General features: G+C 42.0%; 11 protein-coding genes. 9 read left to right on the top strand and 2 right to left on the bottom strand.

Going from position 1 to position 18,228, the window contains the following annotated elements; all coding sequences use genetic code 11:
- Nucleotides 1–94 precede the first annotated feature (94 nt).
- From R3O62_RS09620 to R3O62_RS09635, 4 genes are all read left to right on the top strand, one after another.
- Nucleotides 95–3,397, top strand: a complete 3,303-nt coding sequence (locus tag R3O62_RS09620) for a SusC/RagA family TonB-linked outer membrane protein (RefSeq protein ID WP_032539649.1) — start codon at nt 95–97, stop codon at nt 3,395–3,397.
- A 13-nt stretch (nt 3,398–3,410) separates the two neighbouring features.
- On the top strand, nt 3,411–4,931 hold the full coding sequence (locus R3O62_RS09625) for a SusD/RagB family nutrient-binding outer membrane lipoprotein (RefSeq protein WP_005809982.1): 1,521 nt from the start codon (nt 3,411–3,413) through the stop codon (nt 4,929–4,931).
- 88 nt (nt 4,932–5,019) lie between these two features.
- A complete protein-coding gene (locus tag R3O62_RS09630) occupies nt 5,020–6,048 on the top strand; it encodes an endonuclease/exonuclease/phosphatase family protein (RefSeq protein WP_032531830.1) in 1,029 nt (342 codons plus the stop codon).
- A gap of 83 nt (nt 6,049–6,131) precedes the next feature.
- Nucleotides 6,132–7,205, top strand: a complete 1,074-nt coding sequence (locus R3O62_RS09635) for a metallophosphoesterase (protein ID WP_032539648.1) — start codon at nt 6,132–6,134, stop codon at nt 7,203–7,205.
- A gap of 205 nt (nt 7,206–7,410) precedes the next feature.
- Here R3O62_RS09635 and R3O62_RS09640 read toward each other — a convergent pair whose 3' ends face one another.
- Nucleotides 7,411–7,986, bottom strand: a complete 576-nt coding sequence (locus tag R3O62_RS09640; RefSeq protein ID WP_005775800.1) for an RNA polymerase sigma-70 factor — start codon at nt 7,984–7,986, stop codon at nt 7,411–7,413.
- A gap of 131 nt (nt 7,987–8,117) precedes the next feature.
- Between R3O62_RS09640 and R3O62_RS09645 the strand changes: the two genes are divergently transcribed.
- The 5 genes from R3O62_RS09645 to R3O62_RS09665 all read left to right on the top strand — a co-directional run bounded on the left by R3O62_RS09645 (nt 8,118) and on the right by R3O62_RS09665 (nt 17,638).
- Entirely contained in the window at nt 8,118–9,125 is a 1,008-nt protein-coding gene (locus tag R3O62_RS09645; protein ID WP_005809974.1) for a FecR family protein, read from the top strand.
- A 167-nt stretch (nt 9,126–9,292) separates the two neighbouring features.
- Nucleotides 9,293–12,673: a TonB-dependent receptor gene (locus R3O62_RS09650; protein WP_005818675.1), complete on the top strand. Its 3,381-nt coding sequence runs from the start codon at nt 9,293–9,295 to the stop codon at nt 12,671–12,673.
- Nucleotides 12,674–12,679: 6 nt separating this feature from the next.
- Nucleotides 12,680–14,320, top strand: coding sequence for a RagB/SusD family nutrient uptake outer membrane protein (locus R3O62_RS09655; protein ID WP_269110329.1), 1,641 nt, complete (start codon nt 12,680–12,682; stop codon nt 14,318–14,320).
- A gap of 16 nt (nt 14,321–14,336) precedes the next feature.
- Nucleotides 14,337–15,902, top strand: coding sequence for a sulfatase family protein (locus R3O62_RS09660; RefSeq protein WP_005809968.1), 1,566 nt, complete (start codon nt 14,337–14,339; stop codon nt 15,900–15,902).
- Between the two features lie 176 nt (nt 15,903–16,078).
- Nucleotides 16,079–17,638 (top strand): sulfatase family protein, encoded by a 1,560-nt coding sequence (locus R3O62_RS09665; RefSeq protein WP_269110328.1) that lies wholly within the window; start codon nt 16,079–16,081, stop codon nt 17,636–17,638.
- A gap of 93 nt (nt 17,639–17,731) precedes the next feature.
- On the opposite strand, the gene R3O62_RS09670 is transcribed toward R3O62_RS09665, so the two are convergent.
- The gene (locus R3O62_RS09670; protein WP_269110327.1) at nt 17,732–18,178 is read right to left on the bottom strand and encodes a hypothetical protein; all 447 of its coding nucleotides are present in this window, start codon (nt 18,176–18,178) and stop codon (nt 17,732–17,734) included.
- Between the last annotated feature and the right edge of the window lie 50 nt (nt 18,179–18,228).

The following is an 18,228-nucleotide window of genomic DNA, read 5'->3' on the forward strand; positions in this document are numbered from 1 at the left end:
TCAAAATCACTACAAATCTATGACAATTTACTTAAACTTCCAATTTTTCGGGAGGCAGAATATCTTTTCGCTTCTGAAAAAAATACCTTTGTGTATGAAACTATCAGCGATCATGTTGTTTGTCTTTGCCAGTATGGCATTTGCGGCTAAGGGTTATAGCCAGTCAGTACGTGTGACATTGAATGTCAGCAACAGCAGTCTTCAGAAAGTGCTGGATGAAATAGAGAAGCAGTCGGAATACCACTTTTTCTATAATAATAAGCAGGTGGATATCTCTCGGAGTGTGACTATTAAAAGTACTCAAAAAGAGATCAGCCAAGTTTTGAATCAGCTGTTTGCCGGTACGGATATCGGTTATAAAATATTGGAGAATAGTATTATCCTGTCTCCTAAACAGATTTTGGAAACGACTGCTGCACAACAGCAGACCACTAAAAAGATAAAGGGACTGGTTACTGATGAGGCCGGTTTACCCATTATCGGAGCTAATATTAAAGAAAAGGATTCCGGAAACGGGACGATTACAGATGTCAACGGTAACTTTAGTCTTTCTGTAGGAACTAAAAGCTCAATTATCATTTCGTATATCGGGTACATCACCAAAGAAGTTCCTGTGGGTAATAATACTTCACTTACTGTTCGGTTGGCCGAGAACACGAAACTGCTCGATGAGGTTGTTGTAACGGCATTAGGTATCAAGCGCGAAGAGAAGGCTCTGGGGTATGCCGTGCAAAAAGTGGACGGAGATCGGCTGGCTGCTGTAAAAACAGTGAATGTTGCTACTTCGTTAACGGGCAAGATTGCCGGATTGAATGTAAAAAACAGTACAGAGTTCAATACAGCTCCTTCACTCTCGTTGCGTGCATCTGCCCCCCTGTTAGTTATCGACGGTGTACCTTATGGTAATGTGGGATTGAATGATATAGCAGCTGATGATATCGAATCGGTTGATGTCCTGAAAGGAGCTACGGCTTCGGCACTCTATGGTGCCCGTGGAGGTGCCGGTGCAGTGATGATTACCACTAAAAAAGGTAAGGAAGAAGGATTGAATGTGACTGTAAACAGCAGTACCATGTTTGCAGCCGGATATCTGAGAAAGCCGGAGGTACAAACTTCATATAGTTCCGGGTCGCAGGGGACTTATTCCACCGGAGGATATGTATGGGGAGACAAACTGGACATCGGACGTACAGCATTGCAATATGATCCGTATACTCACGAATGGGTGGATATGCCTTTGGTTTCGAAAGGTAGAAATAACTTAAAGAACTTTCAAGAATTGAGTTTGGTGACAAACAACAATGTAAGTGTATCCCAGAAAGGTAAATATGGTAGCGTACGTACTTCATTGACCCATGTATATAACAAAGGGCAGTATCCGAATCAAAAATTGAATAAGATTACTTACTCAGTATCGGGCGATATGAAATGGAAGAAATTTTCTTTTGACGGAGGTCTGACTTATAACAAACGTTTCTACCCCAACGATATGGGAGCCGGATATGGTGGAAGTGGTTTCCTTTATAATTTGTTGGTATGGTCAGGGGCTGAGTATGATATACGGGACTATAAAAATTACTGGATTAAACAGGATGAACAGCAGAACTGGATGGATACCAAATGGTATGATAATCCATATTTCATTGCGAACGAAATTACGCGTTCAAGCGATTATGATTTGATTAACGGATATCTTTCTGCCAATTATGATTTTACTCCTTGGTTGAACTTATCACTGCGTTCGGGGCTGGACTCGTATTCACAGAAAAAAGAGTGGCGGAATGCTGTAAGTGCTGTGGGTGGTTGGCATAAACAGGGTTATTATGGTCTGCAACGCTTAGGCGGATATAGTTTAAACAATGACTTGATACTGTCTGCCGATCATAAATTCGGTAATTTCAATGTCGATGGTTTCGTGGGTGGAAACGTTTATTACTGGAAGAGTGATAATATTTTGGCTGAAACACAAAATGGTCTGAAAATTCCGGGATATTACTCATTGAAATCATCTGTAGACCCGTTGAAAACAACCAGTGGTATTACTAAAAAACTGGTGACCAGTGTATATGCAAAAGCTTCTGTTTCGTGGAAGAGTACTTTATTTCTGGATGTAACGGGACGTAATGACTGGTCATCTTCCTTGCCGTCGGAGACACGATCTTATTTCTATCCGTCTGTGGCCAGCAGTGTTGTGCTTTCGCAGTTTATCCCAATGCCTAAATTTATTGATTTCTGGAAAGTGAGAGGTGCATGGACACAAACTAAGAGTGACCTGGGAGTATATGATACTAACAATACTTATAGTGTGTCTACCGATTTGTGGAATGGTGAGAGTGCTGCATATTATCCCACATCTATCCGTGGTGTTGCGGTGAAACCTTCGGCTACACGTTCTTATGAAATCGGTACGGCAGTCCATATGTTTAAAAATCGTCTGAAAGTAGACTTTACTTATTATAATAAGCTCTATTACAATCTGACTCGTAGTGCCGGCATCAGCAACTCTTCCGGATTTACGTCTACATTGATCAACATTGATGAAGAATATGTGGGTCGTGGGGTAGAATTGACCCTGTCAGGCGATATTATCAGAACAAGAGACTGGAATTGGGAGTCGGCTTTCAACTGGTCACGTGACCGTTGGTATTATACCAAAATAGACCCGGTATATTCTACACAGAAGCCTTGGGTAGCTGTCGGTAAACGTTGGGATTGGTACGGAATTTACGATTGGGAACGCGATCCTCAAGGAAATATTATCAATTACAATGGTTATCCTAAACAGAGCGATTACCAGTCGGTTATCGGTTATGAATATCCTGATTGGATATGGGGCTGGACGAATACGATAACTTACAAGAATTTCACTCTCTCCTTTACACTTGACGGACGGGTAGGAGGTATGGCACACTCGAAAACCAATCAGGCGATGTGGAACTCGGGGGCACATATTGATTCGGACAATCAGTGGCGATATGATGAAGTGGTGAATAAGAAGACCAATTTTGTAGGTACCGGAGTGAAAGTCGTTTCCGGGAGTGTAGATTACGATTCGAACGGAAAAATTATCCATGACGATCGAGTATTTGCTCCGAACGACGTACAAGTATCTTACGAGTCGTATATGAAAAGTACTAACCCGTATATAGGTACCGTGACACGTCAGAATGTATTTGACGAGACGTTCTTCAAACTGCGTGACCTCTCGCTGAGCTATCAGATGCCTAAGTCTGTTTGCAACAAACTGCATATGAAAGGTTTGACACTGGCTTTTGTCGGACAAAATCTGTTTGTATGGACTAAAGAGTTCCGCTTTACCGATCCCGACAGTGACTCAGATAACCTAAGTTCTCCGTCCACCCGTTATTTAGGCTTTAATGTAAAATTGGATTTTTAAAAGATAGAATAATATGAAACGAATTAATAAATACATATCGTTGTTATTGGTAACTACCTTGCTGGCTTCTTGCGATAAGTTCGATGAAATCAACACAAATCCCGATGCAACCACTAAGGTTACCTCTTCACTGCTGGCGACCGGATTACTTTTGGATATTACATCGTCCAGTGCCAGTAAATCATTTATATATGACGATCTGCTTGCCAAACAGATGGCATGGGGCGAAAGTATGGAAGATTACCAGTATAATGTGTTCGGACGTTCCGGTTTCGGAGGATACACGACACTGATTAATGCACAGAAGATGGTCGAATCTGTTACGGATGATAATGTGAATGCATACGATGGTCTGGCGCATTTTATAAAGGCCTACAAAATATTCTATATGTCGATGGAAATGGGTGACCTTCCTTACGAGGAGGCTTTGCAAGGTGAATTAGGGTTGGTGCGCCCTAAATACAATACCCAAAAGGAAGTGATGGGGTTTGTTTTGAGTGATCTGGAAAGAGCATACGAATTATTTTCCTCAGCTAAAGATTTTGATGGTGATCCGATTCTGGGAGGTAGTATCAGCAAATGGAAGAAAGCGACTACAGCATTTCAGTTGAAAGTTCTGATGCATCTTTCGAAGAAAGAGAGTGATGTAGATTTGAATGTGAAAGAACGTTTTGCCCGGATCGTGGCATCGGGTAGCTTAATGGAATCAAACGATGATAATCTTCAGATGAAATATGCGGATAAAGCGAATACTGTATATCCTTTCCATAACACAAATACTAAACACGCCGGTTATGCCATGCTTTCTACTATGCTGATTGATAAGTTTAAGGCAACCGGAGATATCCGTATGTTCTATTATGCCAAACCGGCAAAGGCTAAACTTGATGCAGGAGTGACCGCTGACAGTTGGGATGCTTATATCGGGACTGATCCGTCATTGCCTTTTGAGCAGATAGAGAAGGCTTATGCCACAGAACAATATTCTGGATTTAATGCGCGGTATACTGATTATCCTTCCGGAGAACCGGTTGTCCGATTGGGATATGCCGAACAGAATTTCATTCTGGCAGAAGCTGCCGTGAGAGGATGGATTTCGGGTGATGCAACTACTTATTACAAGAAGGCAATCAGAGCTCACATGGAGTTTATAGCTGCTAATACTCCGGATGAAGAGATCTATCATCATGGACATCCGTTGACGCAGGAAGCGATTGCGGCTTTTCTTGAAACACCGGCTATACAGTTAAGTGGTGAGAGAGAGGGAGACCTTGAGAAGATATTGACACAACGTTATCTGGCATCGTTCATGCAACATCCGTATGATGTTTATTATGACTACCGTCGTACAGGGTATCCGATATTACCGATTAATCCTGCAACCAACCGGAATACGATGAATGACAGACTGCCTATGCGCTGGATGTATCCGAAATCAGAGTCTGATTATAATCTGGAGCATCAGAACGAGGCTTTGCAACGTCAATTCGGGGGAGTAGATGACGTTAATAAACTGATGTGGATTTTGCAATAAAATAGAGTTTTAGAAGAGGTGTGTGCAGAATGGAGAGAAATGCTTTCTGTTCGCACCTCCTCTGGTTTTTAATACATTTATTAATATGATGTTGAGATATAGTTTATTAAGTATAGTCTTATGGCTATCTACTGTAATGGCTTATGGCAAGGGAAACGAAGTTAAAGTCCTCCAAATGAATATCTGGCAGGAAGGTACCATGGTGAAAGGGGGCTTTGAGGCAATAGCTGACGAGGTGGCTCGTCTGGAGCCGGATATCGTGATGTTTAGTGAAGTGAGAAACTATCATGGAAAACAATTTATTTCGCGTATACTACAGGCTTTGGAAGAACGTGGAAAGAGATATTATGGTGAAAACAGCAAGTTGGATGTAGGTATTTTATCTAAATATAAAATTGAAGAACAGGCTCCTAATTGTCCCTTGGAAGATGATGCCGGTTCCGTACTGAAAGCCCGCATACGCATTAATGGAAGAGATGTTGTTGTATATTCCGCACATTTGGATTATACACATTATGCCTGTTATCTGCCAAGAGGATATAGTGGCGTTACATGGAAAAAGTTGGATGCACCGGTACTGGATGTAGCGGTGATTGAGAAAGCCAATAATGAATCTTTGCGTGATGAAGCGATTCGTCATGTGATAGAAGATGCCCGGAAAGAAAAGGGGAATATTGTTTTATTAGGCGGTGATTTCAATGAACCTTCACATTTGGACTGGAACGAAAATACGAAGAAATTGTGGGATCATAACGGGACGGTAGTTCGGTGGGATTGTTCCGTTCTCCTTGAAAATGCGGGATTTAAAGATGCCTACCGGACAAAATATCCTAATCCGATCACACATCCGGGATTTACTTTTCCGTCTGATAATGAAGGTATAGCTGTAGAAAAGCTGTCGTGGGCACCTGACGCTGATGAACGGGACCGTATTGATTTTATTTATTTCAGGCCTGACAAAAAATTGAAATTGAAGGATGTATCTGTGGTAGGACCTTCAAAATCGATTGTCCGCAGTAAACGTATAGAGGAGAGAAGCAAAGATTTATTTATAACCCCGTTAGGGGTGTGGCCGACGGATCATAAAGCTGTAATGGCCACTTTTCTTCTGAAATAATTAGGAGGATACAGGGGTTATTGCCAGTGAGTATTTATATCTTTGCTACTTAATTTTATTTGAAATATTTAAATGTAATACTTATGAACAGGAAAAACTACTTATTAGCTTTTATTCTTTGTATGCAGACTTTATTTGTTTCTGCGCAAGTTTATCCGGTACGTGCAAAACTTACCGATAAAAATTCTTTTTCAATGATTCTGTTGCCCGATCCACAGAGCTATACAAAGTTCGATGCCAACCAACCTCTTTTTGAGTTGCAGACAGCATGGGTGGCTAATAGCATTGAGTCTCTGAATATAAAAGGAGTGCTTTGTACCGGTGATTTGGTGGAGCAGAATGAAATCCGTATTCCGGATGGAGTGAACGGGAATCAGACAAGTGAAGAACAATGGCGTGCCGCCTCGCGTGCATTTGAGCGCTTGGACGGAAAGCTGCCTTATGTGATTTGTACCGGCAATCATGATTATGGATATCAAAAAGCAGAAAATCGTTTGTGTCATTTTCCTGATTACTTTCCTTCAGAGAGAAATTCTTGTTGGAGAGAAAGTCTGGTTGCTGTAGGAAATAACTATCAGGGCATACCAACACTGGAAAATGCTGCTTATGAATTCGTGACTGATACCTGGGGTAAGATTTTAGTTGTTTCTCTGGAGTTTGCTCCTCGTGATGAAGCTTTGGAGTGGGCGAAGAAAGTGGTGGATTCACCTCGCTATAAGGATCATAAGGTGATATTGTTGACGCATTCATATCTGGCATGGACAGGAAAAATAATTGAAAAAGAGAATTATAAAATGACACCTGCCAATTATGGACAAGTTATTTGGGACAAGTTGGTTTATCCTTCAAAGAATATTTGTATGGTGATTTGTGGACACGAATGTGAGATAGCCGATTATAAGGATAATGTCAGTTTCCGGATTGATAAAAATGCATCCGGTAAAAATGTTCCTCAAATGATGTTCAATGCACAGACAGCAGATGGACAATGGTTTGGTAACGGTGGAGACGGGTGGCTGAGAATTATGGAATTTATGCCTGATGGAAAAACGATTAAAATCAAGACTTTCTCTCCTCTTTTTGCTCTCTCTCCTCTGACTTGCGATAAATCGTGGAGAACAGATTCTTATGATCAGTTTGATATTACGATAGAATAAACAGTGCATGTGTAAAGGAGGGGGTGTCGAAACTCACCATAGAGAACACAGAATAACACAGATGTGTCTTTAAGTCGTTGATGATCAATGTGAATAATCTCTGCTACTCTGTGTCCTTTGTGGTGAAAAGACTTTTGACACAACTCCTTCTTTTTATTCGGTAACTCTGCCTCCTTTTATAATGTCTATCTTTCGTCTGTGCGAACTACGCTGCCAGAAAAATTAATGCCAATGATAAGAATTCCTTGAGTTCCTTGCGTAGTAATTTCAGTGCCTGTTGTATACGATAATCTACGGTCTTAGTAGATATATTAAGGAGCTCTGCAATTTCTTTGTAACTCATATCCTTGAAGCGGTGCATGATAAATGCTTCTCGATAAGATTCCGGTAACGCTGCTATGGCTGTGTGAATCCGTTTTGTTAATTCTTCTATCTGATAGAAGTCTACATCGTAAATCATTGCCTGATTTTTTTCATAAAATAGTGTATCTGCGCGATATTTTACCTCTTTCTGCGCGATGCGGTTTAATGCACGGTGATATATCATTTTTAGCAGATATTGGCTTAGTGATGATTCAATAAGTAATATCTCACGATTCTCCCATAGCCAAAGCATCACATCCTGTACAATTTCCTCCGCATCCTCCAAATCCACAAACCGGTGGGCGTATGCACATAACGTTGGATAGTATTTTCTGAACAAGGCGTTAAAAGCCTTTTTATCCCCTTGTTGAAGTTTGGAAAGCAATAAAATCTCTTCTCTTGTCCGGTTTGGCTTCATAGATCTAAGAATTTATATACAAAGATAGTCTTTTCTTATTAAAACAAAGATTTTCTAAAAAAAAAATGGAATTAAGTTTAGGAATCCTATTTTCCCACCTGTCTTATTAATAAAAGAGTTGAGTTATAAATATGAATCAAGAAGATATAGACCATTTACTACCTCGCTATTGTGAAGGACTGGCTACGGAAGAAGAGTGCAGGCAGGTGGAAGCCTGGATAGGAGAATCGGAAGAGAACCGGAAGATGGTTGATCAGATGAATACTCTTTATCTGGCTGTAGATACAGTTAACGTAATGCGTAAGGTGGATACGGAGAAGGCCTTGGATAAGGTTAGGAGTAGAATGGTTGTAAAGAAAACAACTTGGTGGGAGTGGATACAACGTACCGCTGCTGTTTTATTCATTCCTTTGTTTATAGCTTTTGTGGTGCAATACATGAACAATAGTAAACCTGTCTTGAGTCAGATGCTTGAGATTAAGACGAATCCGGGAATGACAACTTCGGTGGTACTACCAGATAGTACGGTTGTTTATCTGAATTCGGAATCTTCTTTACGTTATCCAACTTTTTTTGAAGGTGATACACGAGATGTGGAGTTGCGGGGAGAGGCTTATTTTGCGGTAGCAAAAGATTTAAAAAAGAAGTTTTTCGTCTCTACTCCACATGCATCAAAGATAGAAGTATTGGGTACCCATTTTAATGTGGAGGCTTATGAAGATGAACCGGACGTCTCGACCACGTTGGTAGAAGGACATGTTTGTTTTCATTTTAATGATAGAGATTATCGGGTTAAGAAAGTTGTTATGAAACCCGGACAAAAGCTTGTTTATAGTTCGACAAGCGGTGATGTGCGGCTATATGCTACATCTGGCTTGTCGGAAACCGCCTGGAAAGATGGCAAGATCATATTCAGTAATACGCCGTTGGAAGTAGCGTTGAGAATGCTTGAAAAACGTTTTAATGTAACTTTCATTATAAAGAATACACGTTTAAAAACAAATGCGTTTACGGGTACATTCACCGAACAACGGCTTGAACGCATATTGGAATATTTTAAAATTTCGTCCAAGATACAATGGAGATACCTGGAGAGTCCTGATATTCAGGATGAACGGAGTAAAATTGAAATTTATTAATTAACCCTTAAAAGAAATGCTTATGAAAAACAAATCTCCCTGAACTACTAAAAACGTACGGAAAGATATTGGCGTATCCTTCCATACGTAAAAGAGTAAACCTTTTGAGCTTGTTTAGCGACAAGCTAAGATAAACTATTTTTTTAACTTTAAGTCAATACAAAATTATGCAAAATTATTTTAGCATCCAATTATTGCGGGTGGTAAAGTCTTCGCTTTGGCTGACCTCGAATAAAATACCAAGAACTATGCGACTATTTATTCTATTCCTAATTTGCTCTATGAGTTTTGTGCATGCCACAGATGTTTTTGCACAAAAGGTGGAGATCAGTATTGATATACATAATCAAACTGTAGAGAAAGTTCTGAAAGAAATAGAAAAGCAATCGGGCTTTGGCTTTTTCTTTAATAACAAACATGTTAACCTGAAAAGGATGGTTTCCGTTTCAGTTGACAAGAGTGATATATTTAAAGTGCTGGATGAAATCTTTGAAGGGACTAATGTGAAGTATTCCGTTTTGGATAAAAAGATTATTTTATCTACCGAAATGACATCGAAGCAACAACAAACGGTAAGAGTTTCGGGAAGAGTGACGGATGTGAACGGAGAACCGGTGATTGGTGCCAGTGTCGTTGAGAAAGGGACAACAAACGGTATCATAACTAATTTAGAGGGAGAGTTCTCCTTATCAGTGAGTTCGGAGAAAGCGGTGATTGAGATTTCTTATATCGGATATCAGACTCAGGAACTGAAAGTTGTTTCGGGAAAACCATTGAGTGTTACGATGAAAGAAGATACCCGGGCTTTGGAAGAGGTGGTCGTGGTTGGATATGGTTCACAGAAGAAAGTGAACGTGATTGGTTCGATTGCTGCGGTGGATAGTAAGAAACTTGAATCCAGAACCGCTCCCAGCGTTTCGAATATGCTGACCGGACAACTATCCGGAGTAACAATTACACAATCGAGCGGTAATCCCGGACAAGATCAAGGTACAATTCGTGTACGTGGTGTCGGTTCTTTTGGAGCAACCCCCGATCCTTTGGTGCTGGTTGACGGACTTCCCGGTAGCTTGAATGATTTGAATCCAGCTGATATTGAGAGTATTTCAATCTTGAAAGATGCTTCCTCTGCTGCTATTTACGGTTCGCGTGCTGCGAACGGCGTTGTACTTGTGAAAACCAAGGGTGGTCAAAAGGGTAAGGTTACCGTAAGTTATAACGGTTATGTCGGATTTAATCAGGCTACTGAATTACCTGAAATGTGTGATTCGTGGGAGTATGCCGAACTGTACAATAAAGCAATGGGCAAGGAGGTTTATACGGCAGAAGAGATTCAGAAATATAAAGATGGCTCCGATCCGTACAATTATCCTAATGAACACTATCTAGACAAATTATTGGGTAACAAAGGGCTGCAAACCGGACATGAACTGACTGTGAACGGAGGCAATGATAAAACACAATATATGGTTTCCTTTGGCTATGTAAAACAGAACGGATTGATGAAACACAATCACTATGATCGTTATAACGGCAGAGTGAATCTGACGACAGAATTGGCTAAAAACCTTACATTAACCACACGTTTAGGCGGTGTCGTTTCAAAAAGAAGCGAGCCTTCTACTCCGGGTGGAATGGATTCTGCAGGATTTAAAGCTTTTTCAAGCAATGCACTTCGTTTCCCAGGATTGTGGGCTACCAAATTGGAAGATGGTTCGTACGGTTTAGGACCCAAGGTGCTTGGTACACCGTTGGCATGGTTGGATAGTGGTTCTTTTTATGATGAAAACTTTGATAAATTCCGTTCTAATGTAGAGTTGGCGTTTACACCGGTGAAAGGTTTAACTTTGAAAGCTATCGGAGGATATAATTATACCGGTCAGCAGATCCGTCACTATCGTTCGGCTATGGAGATTACAGGCGGTAAAAAGTTGGGTCCTTCTTCTCTGTCGGATACCATGTATAAAACGGTCTATAAAACGTTTCAGGCATTGGCAGATTACAATGTGAAATTCAGCAAGAATGATTTGTCTGTATTAGTCGGTTATACTTGGGAAGATGAATCGCAGAGAACCGTAGGAGGAAGCCGCCTGAATTTCCCATCGGATGAAGTCCCCTACCTGAACGCCGGAGGAGCTGATGGGCAAACCAATTCCGGTGGAGGCTATGATTGGGCCATTATGTCTGTTTTCGGACGTTTGACTTATAATTATGACCAACGCTATTTGTTTGAAACCACGATGCGCTATGATGGTTCTTCCCGTTTCCCGACAGATAATAAATTTGGTTTCTTTCCATCTGTTGCCGCAGGATGGCGTTTATCGGAGGAGCAATTTTTCAAAGAAGCAGAGTCACTGAGCTTTATTGATAATCTGAAGCTGAAAGCATCATACGGTATTCTGGGTAATAACAATATTGGTAACTATCCTTATCAGTCTACTTATGCTCTTGGAAAAGCAATGAACTATGTATTCGGGGGTGTTTATACTCAGGGTGCCGCAGTGACTACCTATGTTGATCCGACTCTAAAATGGGAAAAGACCCGTACTACGGATGTCGGTATCGAGACTGCTTTCTGGAAGAACAAACTGACGTTTAATGCAGCTTATTTCTATCGTAAGACAACAGACATCCTGTATAAACCGAGCGCAAGTTATTCTTCTATTTTCGGTCTTGCACTTTCGCAAGTCAACACGGGAAGTCTTGAAAACAAGGGATGGGAGTTTGAAATAGGGCACCAGAATAAGGTTGGTGAATTTAGTTATCATGTTAACGGAAACTTTTCCATTATCAAGAATAAAGTGATCAGTCTGGGTGTAGGAGATGTGGAGCAAAAGAGTGGAATGATAGGTAATGGTAGCAATCTGTTCCTGGGTTATCCGATGAATATGTTTTACGGTTATAAGACGGATGGCGTATTCTTGACTGATGAAGAAGTAAAAGAATGGCATGATCAGAGTAAGATTGCTCCTAACTCCAAAGCGGGTGATTTGCGTTATGTGGATATTTCCGGTGACGGAAAGGTGGATGAAGCCGATAAAGCTTATTTGGGATCGAAGATACCTCAATATACATTTGGTTTAGGATTGGGTGCCGAATACAAAGGATTCGATTTTAATATATTGCTTCAAGGAGTGGCCAAAGTAAAAGGACAGTTGACTAATTATGCCGGTTATGCTTTCTTCCAGGAAGGTAATATCCAGAAATGGCAGGCAGAAGAGACCTGGACGAATAATCAGTCGAACCGGTATCCTAAGTATCCCCGTCTCGAGGTGATGTCGAATGCGGGTAGCAACAATACGCTGGGTTCTGACTTCTGGATTCTGGATGCCTCTTATCTCAAAGTGAGAAATATCCAGTTAGGATATACATTGCCCAAACATATAACTCAGAAGTTCGGTTCCTCCAACCTTCGTTTTTATATATCACTTGATAATCCATTCTCCATCAGCGGATATCGTAAAGGCTGGGATCCGGAAATTAATACAGACGGTAGTTATTATCCTATTCTGTCAACTTATACGTTTGGTTTAACCTTAAAATTTTGATGTAAGATGAAGAGTTTAAAATATATAGTAGCATTGGCATTGGCGGCAGGACTGTTTCAAGCTTGTGATTTAGAGCGCTATCCACTGACAGACTTGTCTGAAGAGACTTTTTGGAATAGCGAATCGAATGCGGAACTGGCATTGACTTCTCTTTATAGAGGAAGCCTGACAGACGGCGTAGAGTATAACCCTTCGGATTGGTGGTCCTATCACGGAATGATTATGATGGAGCATCTTTCGGATAATGCTTTTGACCGTCGGGGGGAGAATAATCCTTTCTTCAAGATTTCAAGTGGTAATTTGACGGCTGATAATGCATTTATTAAAAGATATTGGGAAACGTCTTATAAGAGAATAGGTTACTGCAATCGTTTTCTTGTTGGCATTCAGAATAGTTCCGAATCGGCAAAAAAGACACGGATGATTGCTGAGGCCCGCTTTTTACGTGCAACCCAGTATTTTTATCTTGCCAGCTACTTCAAGGATGTTCCTTTGGTAGAGAATGTGCTGACGGGTGAAGAAGCCAACAATGTGACAAAGACTTCACAAGCCGATATCCTGAAATGGTGTGTAACCGAATTTACTGCAGCTGCGGCCGATTTGCCCCGTTTCTCCGCCATTCCGGCGGGAGAAGCAGGACGTGCTTGTAAACAGGCGGCCCTTGCTTTTCTCGGACGTACCTGCATGTTGCAGAAAGATTGGAAAAGTGGAGCAAAGGCTTTCCACGATATTATGGAATTGGGAGATAATGCGATAAACGCCAACTATCAGGATCTGTTTTATCCTTCTACCGGAACTTCGAACAAGGAGAATATTTTCTACATCCAGTATCTGGAAAACTATCTGGGTACCGGTCTGCCGCAGCATGCACTTTCTGCCAAAGACGGGGGCTGGAGCCTGGTCAATCCGGCTGCTGATTTATACGAATCGTATGAATTTAAGGATGGAACTCCTTTCAGCTATGATGATCCGAGATATGACCCGTCTAATTTAGGAAAGGATCGCGATCCGCGTCTGGATTATACAATTTACTATAATGGTGCCATCTTTATGGGTACAGAGTATAAGATGAGTCCTGACTATAGTGCAGCCAAGAAAGAGAAGCTCGATTATACGAGCGAGGCTTCCAGAACCGGCTTTATGATGAGGAAATATTTTGAAGAATCGACACCTATAAACGATGTACAGAGCGCAAACGGACTGACTCCGATTATTCGTTATGCCGAAGTGTTGTTGGGATATCTGGAATGTCTGGTTGAAGATAATCAAACGATCACTCAGGGAACATTGGACGAGACAATCAATGCAGTGAGAGGTCGGGCCAGTGTGAAGATGCCTGTTATTACCGAAGTGAATCCGGCTAAACTTCGTGAGATCGTGCGTCACGAACGTCGCATTGAGTTGGCTATGGAAGGTATTCGCTACTGGGATATCATGCGATGGGGGATTGCACATGAAGTGTTGTCCCAGAAAATATGGGGTGCTCCCTATCCAAATTCAACTCAGTATGCAACAACGACCAAGGAGGTTGATCCGACAGGGAAGTGCCGTTGGTATGTTGGAAAACGTGCTTTCCGCAATCCGACAGATTATACATGGCCGATTCCACAGTCTGAACAGAATATTAATCCTAATTTACGCGACTAATTTAATAGCTTAAGCAATGAGACAATATGTATTATTGGCTTGTCTCTCTCCGGTAGCATGCCTGATGGCTGCTACCGGTCAGAAGGGAGGGAAAGCCCAACAAAAAGTTAACGATCGGAAGCTCCCCAATGTTGTGTTTATCTATGCTGATGACCTCGGCTATGGTGATTTGGAATGTTACGGTGCAAAGAATGTGCAGACACCCCATGTAAATCGTTTGGCAGCTGAGGGGATCCGCTTTAATAATGCCCATGCTACAGCAGCTACAAGTACCCCATCCCGTTATTCCATGCTTACCGGAGAGTATGCCTGGCGTCGTCCGGGCACGGATATTGCGGCAGGCAATGCAGGGATGATTATCCGCCCCGAGCGTTATACGATGGCTGACATGTTTAAAAACGCCGGTTATGCTACTGCTGCTATCGGCAAATGGCATTTAGGATTGGGAGATAAGGATGGGGAACAAGATTGGAATGCTCCGTTGCCGACTGCTTTAGGAGATATCGGTTTTGATTATTCCTATATAATGGCTGCAACCGCTGATCGTGTTCCGTGTGTTTTTATAGAAAATGGTAAGGTGGCCAATTATGATCCCTCTGCTCCGATTGAGGTCAGTTATCGTAAACCGATTGAAGGAGAACCATTGGGAAAGGATCACCCGGAGTTGTTGTTCAATCTGAAGTCAAGCCATGGACATGATATGGCTATTGTCAATGGCATTGGTCGTATCGGATATATGAAAGGGGGAGGCAAGGCCTTGTGGAAAGACGAGAATATTGCTGATTCGATAACTTCACATGCCATAGGTTTCATTCGTGAGCATAAGGACGAGCCGTTCTTTATGTATTTTGCGACGAACGATGTTCATGTCCCTCGTTTTCCGCACGATCGCTTCCGTGGTAAAAATCCGATGGGATTGCGCGGAGATGCAATAGTCCAGTTTGACTGGAGTGTAGGTCAGATTATGGATACGCTTGATAAGCTGGGATTATCAGAAAATACCCTCATTATACTGTCCAGTGATAACGGGCCGGTTGTTGATGATGGCTATCAGGATCGGGCAGAGGAGTTGCTGAACGGGCATAGTCCCGCAGGACCGTTACGTGGTAATAAGTACAGTGCTTTTGAAGGTGGAACCCGTATTCCCGCTATTGTCCGGTGGCCGAAGGGAGCTGCTTCAGCCGAGGTTTCCAATGCTTTAGTTTCACAAATTGATTGGTTTGCTTCTTTGGCTTCATTGGTTGGAGCAGGGCTACCCAAAGGAGCGGCACCTGACAGTTTTAACTTTCTGGATACTTGGTTAGGCAAGAATCAGTCCGATCGTCCATGGGTGATAGAGCAGGCTTCAAATCACACTTTGTCGGTCCGTACCAAAGATTGGAAGTATATTGAGCCGAATGACGGACCTGCCATGATTACCTGGGGACCTAAAATAGAAACCGGTAATTTGAGTACCCCCCAATTATATCATGTAGCAGATGATGTGGCGGAACGGAAGAACGAAGCTTCTTTATATCCGGAGCGGGTTTTTGAATTACAGAATATATTAAGGCATGTCCGGATGAAAAATCTGAAACCTTAGAAAACTTCTTGGCAGAAACAGGATGCCGTCTTAATGATAATATCGTTGAGGCGGCATCTTTTTTAGATGTGCTTTATATTTAATTTCATTATTTTCATGACAGAACAAGATTCTTGCCTATCTTTGTACTCAGGCTCCATTGACCTCATCAGAAATTACTCTTGAACAAATTTAATATGACAAACGAAAAAATGAAATTGCTAAACTGTACCTTAGGGGTGGTAGCGGGGGTATCTTTGCCGGCTACTGCTTTGGCCGGAGCGCCGCAGTCTGCACAAGAACAAACAGAAAAACAGCCCAACATTATCCTGATTGTTGCCGATGACTTGGGATACGGAGACTTAAGTTGTTATGGTGCCCATCGAATACAGACTCCGGGCATGGACCGTATAGCCAATGAAGGTATTCGGTTTACACAGGGATTCTGTACCGCGGCTACGTCCACTCCGAGCCGTTATTCGGTCATGACCGGGAAGTATCCCTGGAGCAATGTCGAAGCTAAGATTTTGCCGGGTAATGCCGCGTTGATTATTGATCCACAGAAGATAACATTGCCAAAGCTGATGAAGCAGGCAGGGTATACTACCGGTTCTGTCGGTAAATGGCATATCGGTCTGGGAGACGGGCATGTAGATTGGAATAAGGAGGTACATCCCGGTGCTGCCGAGATCGGTTACGATTATTCATTCATTCAGGCAGCGACGAATGATCGTGTTCCTTGTGTTTTTCTGGAAAATGGAAAAGTGGTCGGGCTGGATCCGAATGACCCTCTTTATGTGGATTATCGGAAAAATTTCCCTGGCGAACCCACCGGTAAAGACAATCCGGAGTTGTTGCGTATGCACCCCAGTGTGGGGCATGCAGGTTCCATCGTGAATGGGGTGCCTCGTATTGGTTTCCAGAAAGGCGGTAAGGCGGCACAGTGGAAAGATGAAGAAATGGCAGGATTATTTCTGGATAAAGCCAAACAATTTGTTGATGAAAACAAGGATAAACCTTTCTTTCTCTATTATGGACTTCATCAACCGCATGTACCTCGTGTGCCTAACGAACGTTTTGTCGGGAAGTCGGGTATGGGGCCTCGTGGCGACGTGATTCTGGAAGCTGATTGGTGTGTAGATCAATTTCTGAAAGAATTGGATAAACTGGGATTGGCAGAGAATACCATCGTGATTCTGACAAGTGACAACGGTCCGGTACTTGATGATGGCTACAAAGATGATGCTGTTGAATTGGTGGGTGATCACCAAATAGCCGGGCCCTTACGCGGGGGTAAAACAAGCATGTTTGATGGGGGAACCCGTATACCATTTATGCTTCGCTGGCCGGCCAGGGTGAAGCCTCAGGTATCAGATGTATTTGTTTGCCAGATGGATCTATTAGCTTCATTTGCTTCACTTCTGGGACAAAGTTATCCTGATGAAGTGGATAGTCAGAATACGATGGATGCTTTTTTAGGTAAGAGTAAAAAGGGGCGTAAAGAGTTAGTGATCGAAGGGATGTTCAATTATGCTTATCGTCAGGGTGACTGGGCGCTGATTCCCCCTTATTATAATCCCTATAGTAAGGAAGACGGTGACTTTATCGGTTTAGGCTATGGCTATAAACTCTATAATCTGAAATCGGATATCGGTCAGCAGGAGAATCTGGCAGAGAAGTACCCTAAGAAGTTGGGTGAACTAATCAATCGTTTTGAATACCTGAAGGCGCATTTGGACAAGGTGACAAGGTATTGATTATCCATATGTCTGTCATGAACCCAATCCAAAAGAGGCTATTCGAATTATTCGGATAGCCTCTTTCAGTTATATCACAAGGAGGGGGCGGAACTATTTTTCCAATAAGTTTTTCAGAAAATCGTCCAGTTCTTTATCCAGCCCTTTCAGAAGTTCATCATTTACTAACAGTGTATCATCGTCTACAAGCAAAAGGTCGGAGATCGTCTCTTTATCTTCGTCTACCAATACGAAAGAATAAGGTTTAAGGATAGTCAACTTATCGAAACTTCCACCTTCTTTCATACGGCAGAGCATGGTGCGGAAGATTCTTTCAGCATCTTCGTAAAAGTCATCTCCCTCGTAGGCTATCCATTCATCAATGGTTACACTGGATAATTCTTCATCTTCATCATCATAGATGAAAAGCTCACCGGAATTTTGGTTCGGTTGAATATGGATATCTGTGACGATGGTCTGTTCGCATCCACAGGTATATTTGTTAATTGCTTTTTGAATCGCAGATTCGATAATGGCTTGTGACTGCTGACTAAGTTTCATATCTTTTAGCTCTTTTTATTTAGCTCAAAGGTATAAAAAAAATAAGAACC

Origin of the sequence: Bacteroides hominis (assembly GCF_033042785.2) — a bacterium.
In the GTDB taxonomy this organism is placed as follows: Bacteria; Bacteroidota; Bacteroidia; order Bacteroidales; family Bacteroidaceae; genus Bacteroides; species Bacteroides hominis.

Bases quoted from the DNA above. Each gene is read 5' to 3' on its own strand.
- R3O62_RS09620 (WP_032539649.1), top strand. From the start codon at position 95: ATGAAACTATCAGCGATCATGTTGTTTGTCTTTGCCAGTATGGCATTT.
- R3O62_RS09625 (WP_005809982.1), top strand. From the start codon at position 3,411: ATGAAACGAATTAATAAATACATATCGTTGTTATTGGTAACTACCTTG.
- R3O62_RS09630 (WP_032531830.1), top strand. From the start codon at position 5,020: ATGTTGAGATATAGTTTATTAAGTATAGTCTTATGGCTATCTACTGTA.
- R3O62_RS09635 (WP_032539648.1), top strand. From the start codon at position 6,132: ATGAACAGGAAAAACTACTTATTAGCTTTTATTCTTTGTATGCAGACT.
- R3O62_RS09640 (WP_005775800.1), bottom strand. From the start codon at position 7,986: ATGAAGCCAAACCGGACAAGAGAAGAGATTTTATTGCTTTCCAAACTT.
- R3O62_RS09645 (WP_005809974.1), top strand. From the start codon at position 8,118: ATGAATCAAGAAGATATAGACCATTTACTACCTCGCTATTGTGAAGGA.
- R3O62_RS09650 (WP_005818675.1), top strand. From the start codon at position 9,293: ATGCAAAATTATTTTAGCATCCAATTATTGCGGGTGGTAAAGTCTTCG.
- R3O62_RS09655 (WP_269110329.1), top strand. From the start codon at position 12,680: ATGAAGAGTTTAAAATATATAGTAGCATTGGCATTGGCGGCAGGACTG.
- R3O62_RS09660 (WP_005809968.1), top strand. From the start codon at position 14,337: ATGAGACAATATGTATTATTGGCTTGTCTCTCTCCGGTAGCATGCCTG.
- R3O62_RS09665 (WP_269110328.1), top strand. From the start codon at position 16,079: ATGACAAACGAAAAAATGAAATTGCTAAACTGTACCTTAGGGGTGGTA.
- R3O62_RS09670 (WP_269110327.1), bottom strand. From the start codon at position 18,178: ATGAAACTTAGTCAGCAGTCACAAGCCATTATCGAATCTGCGATTCAA.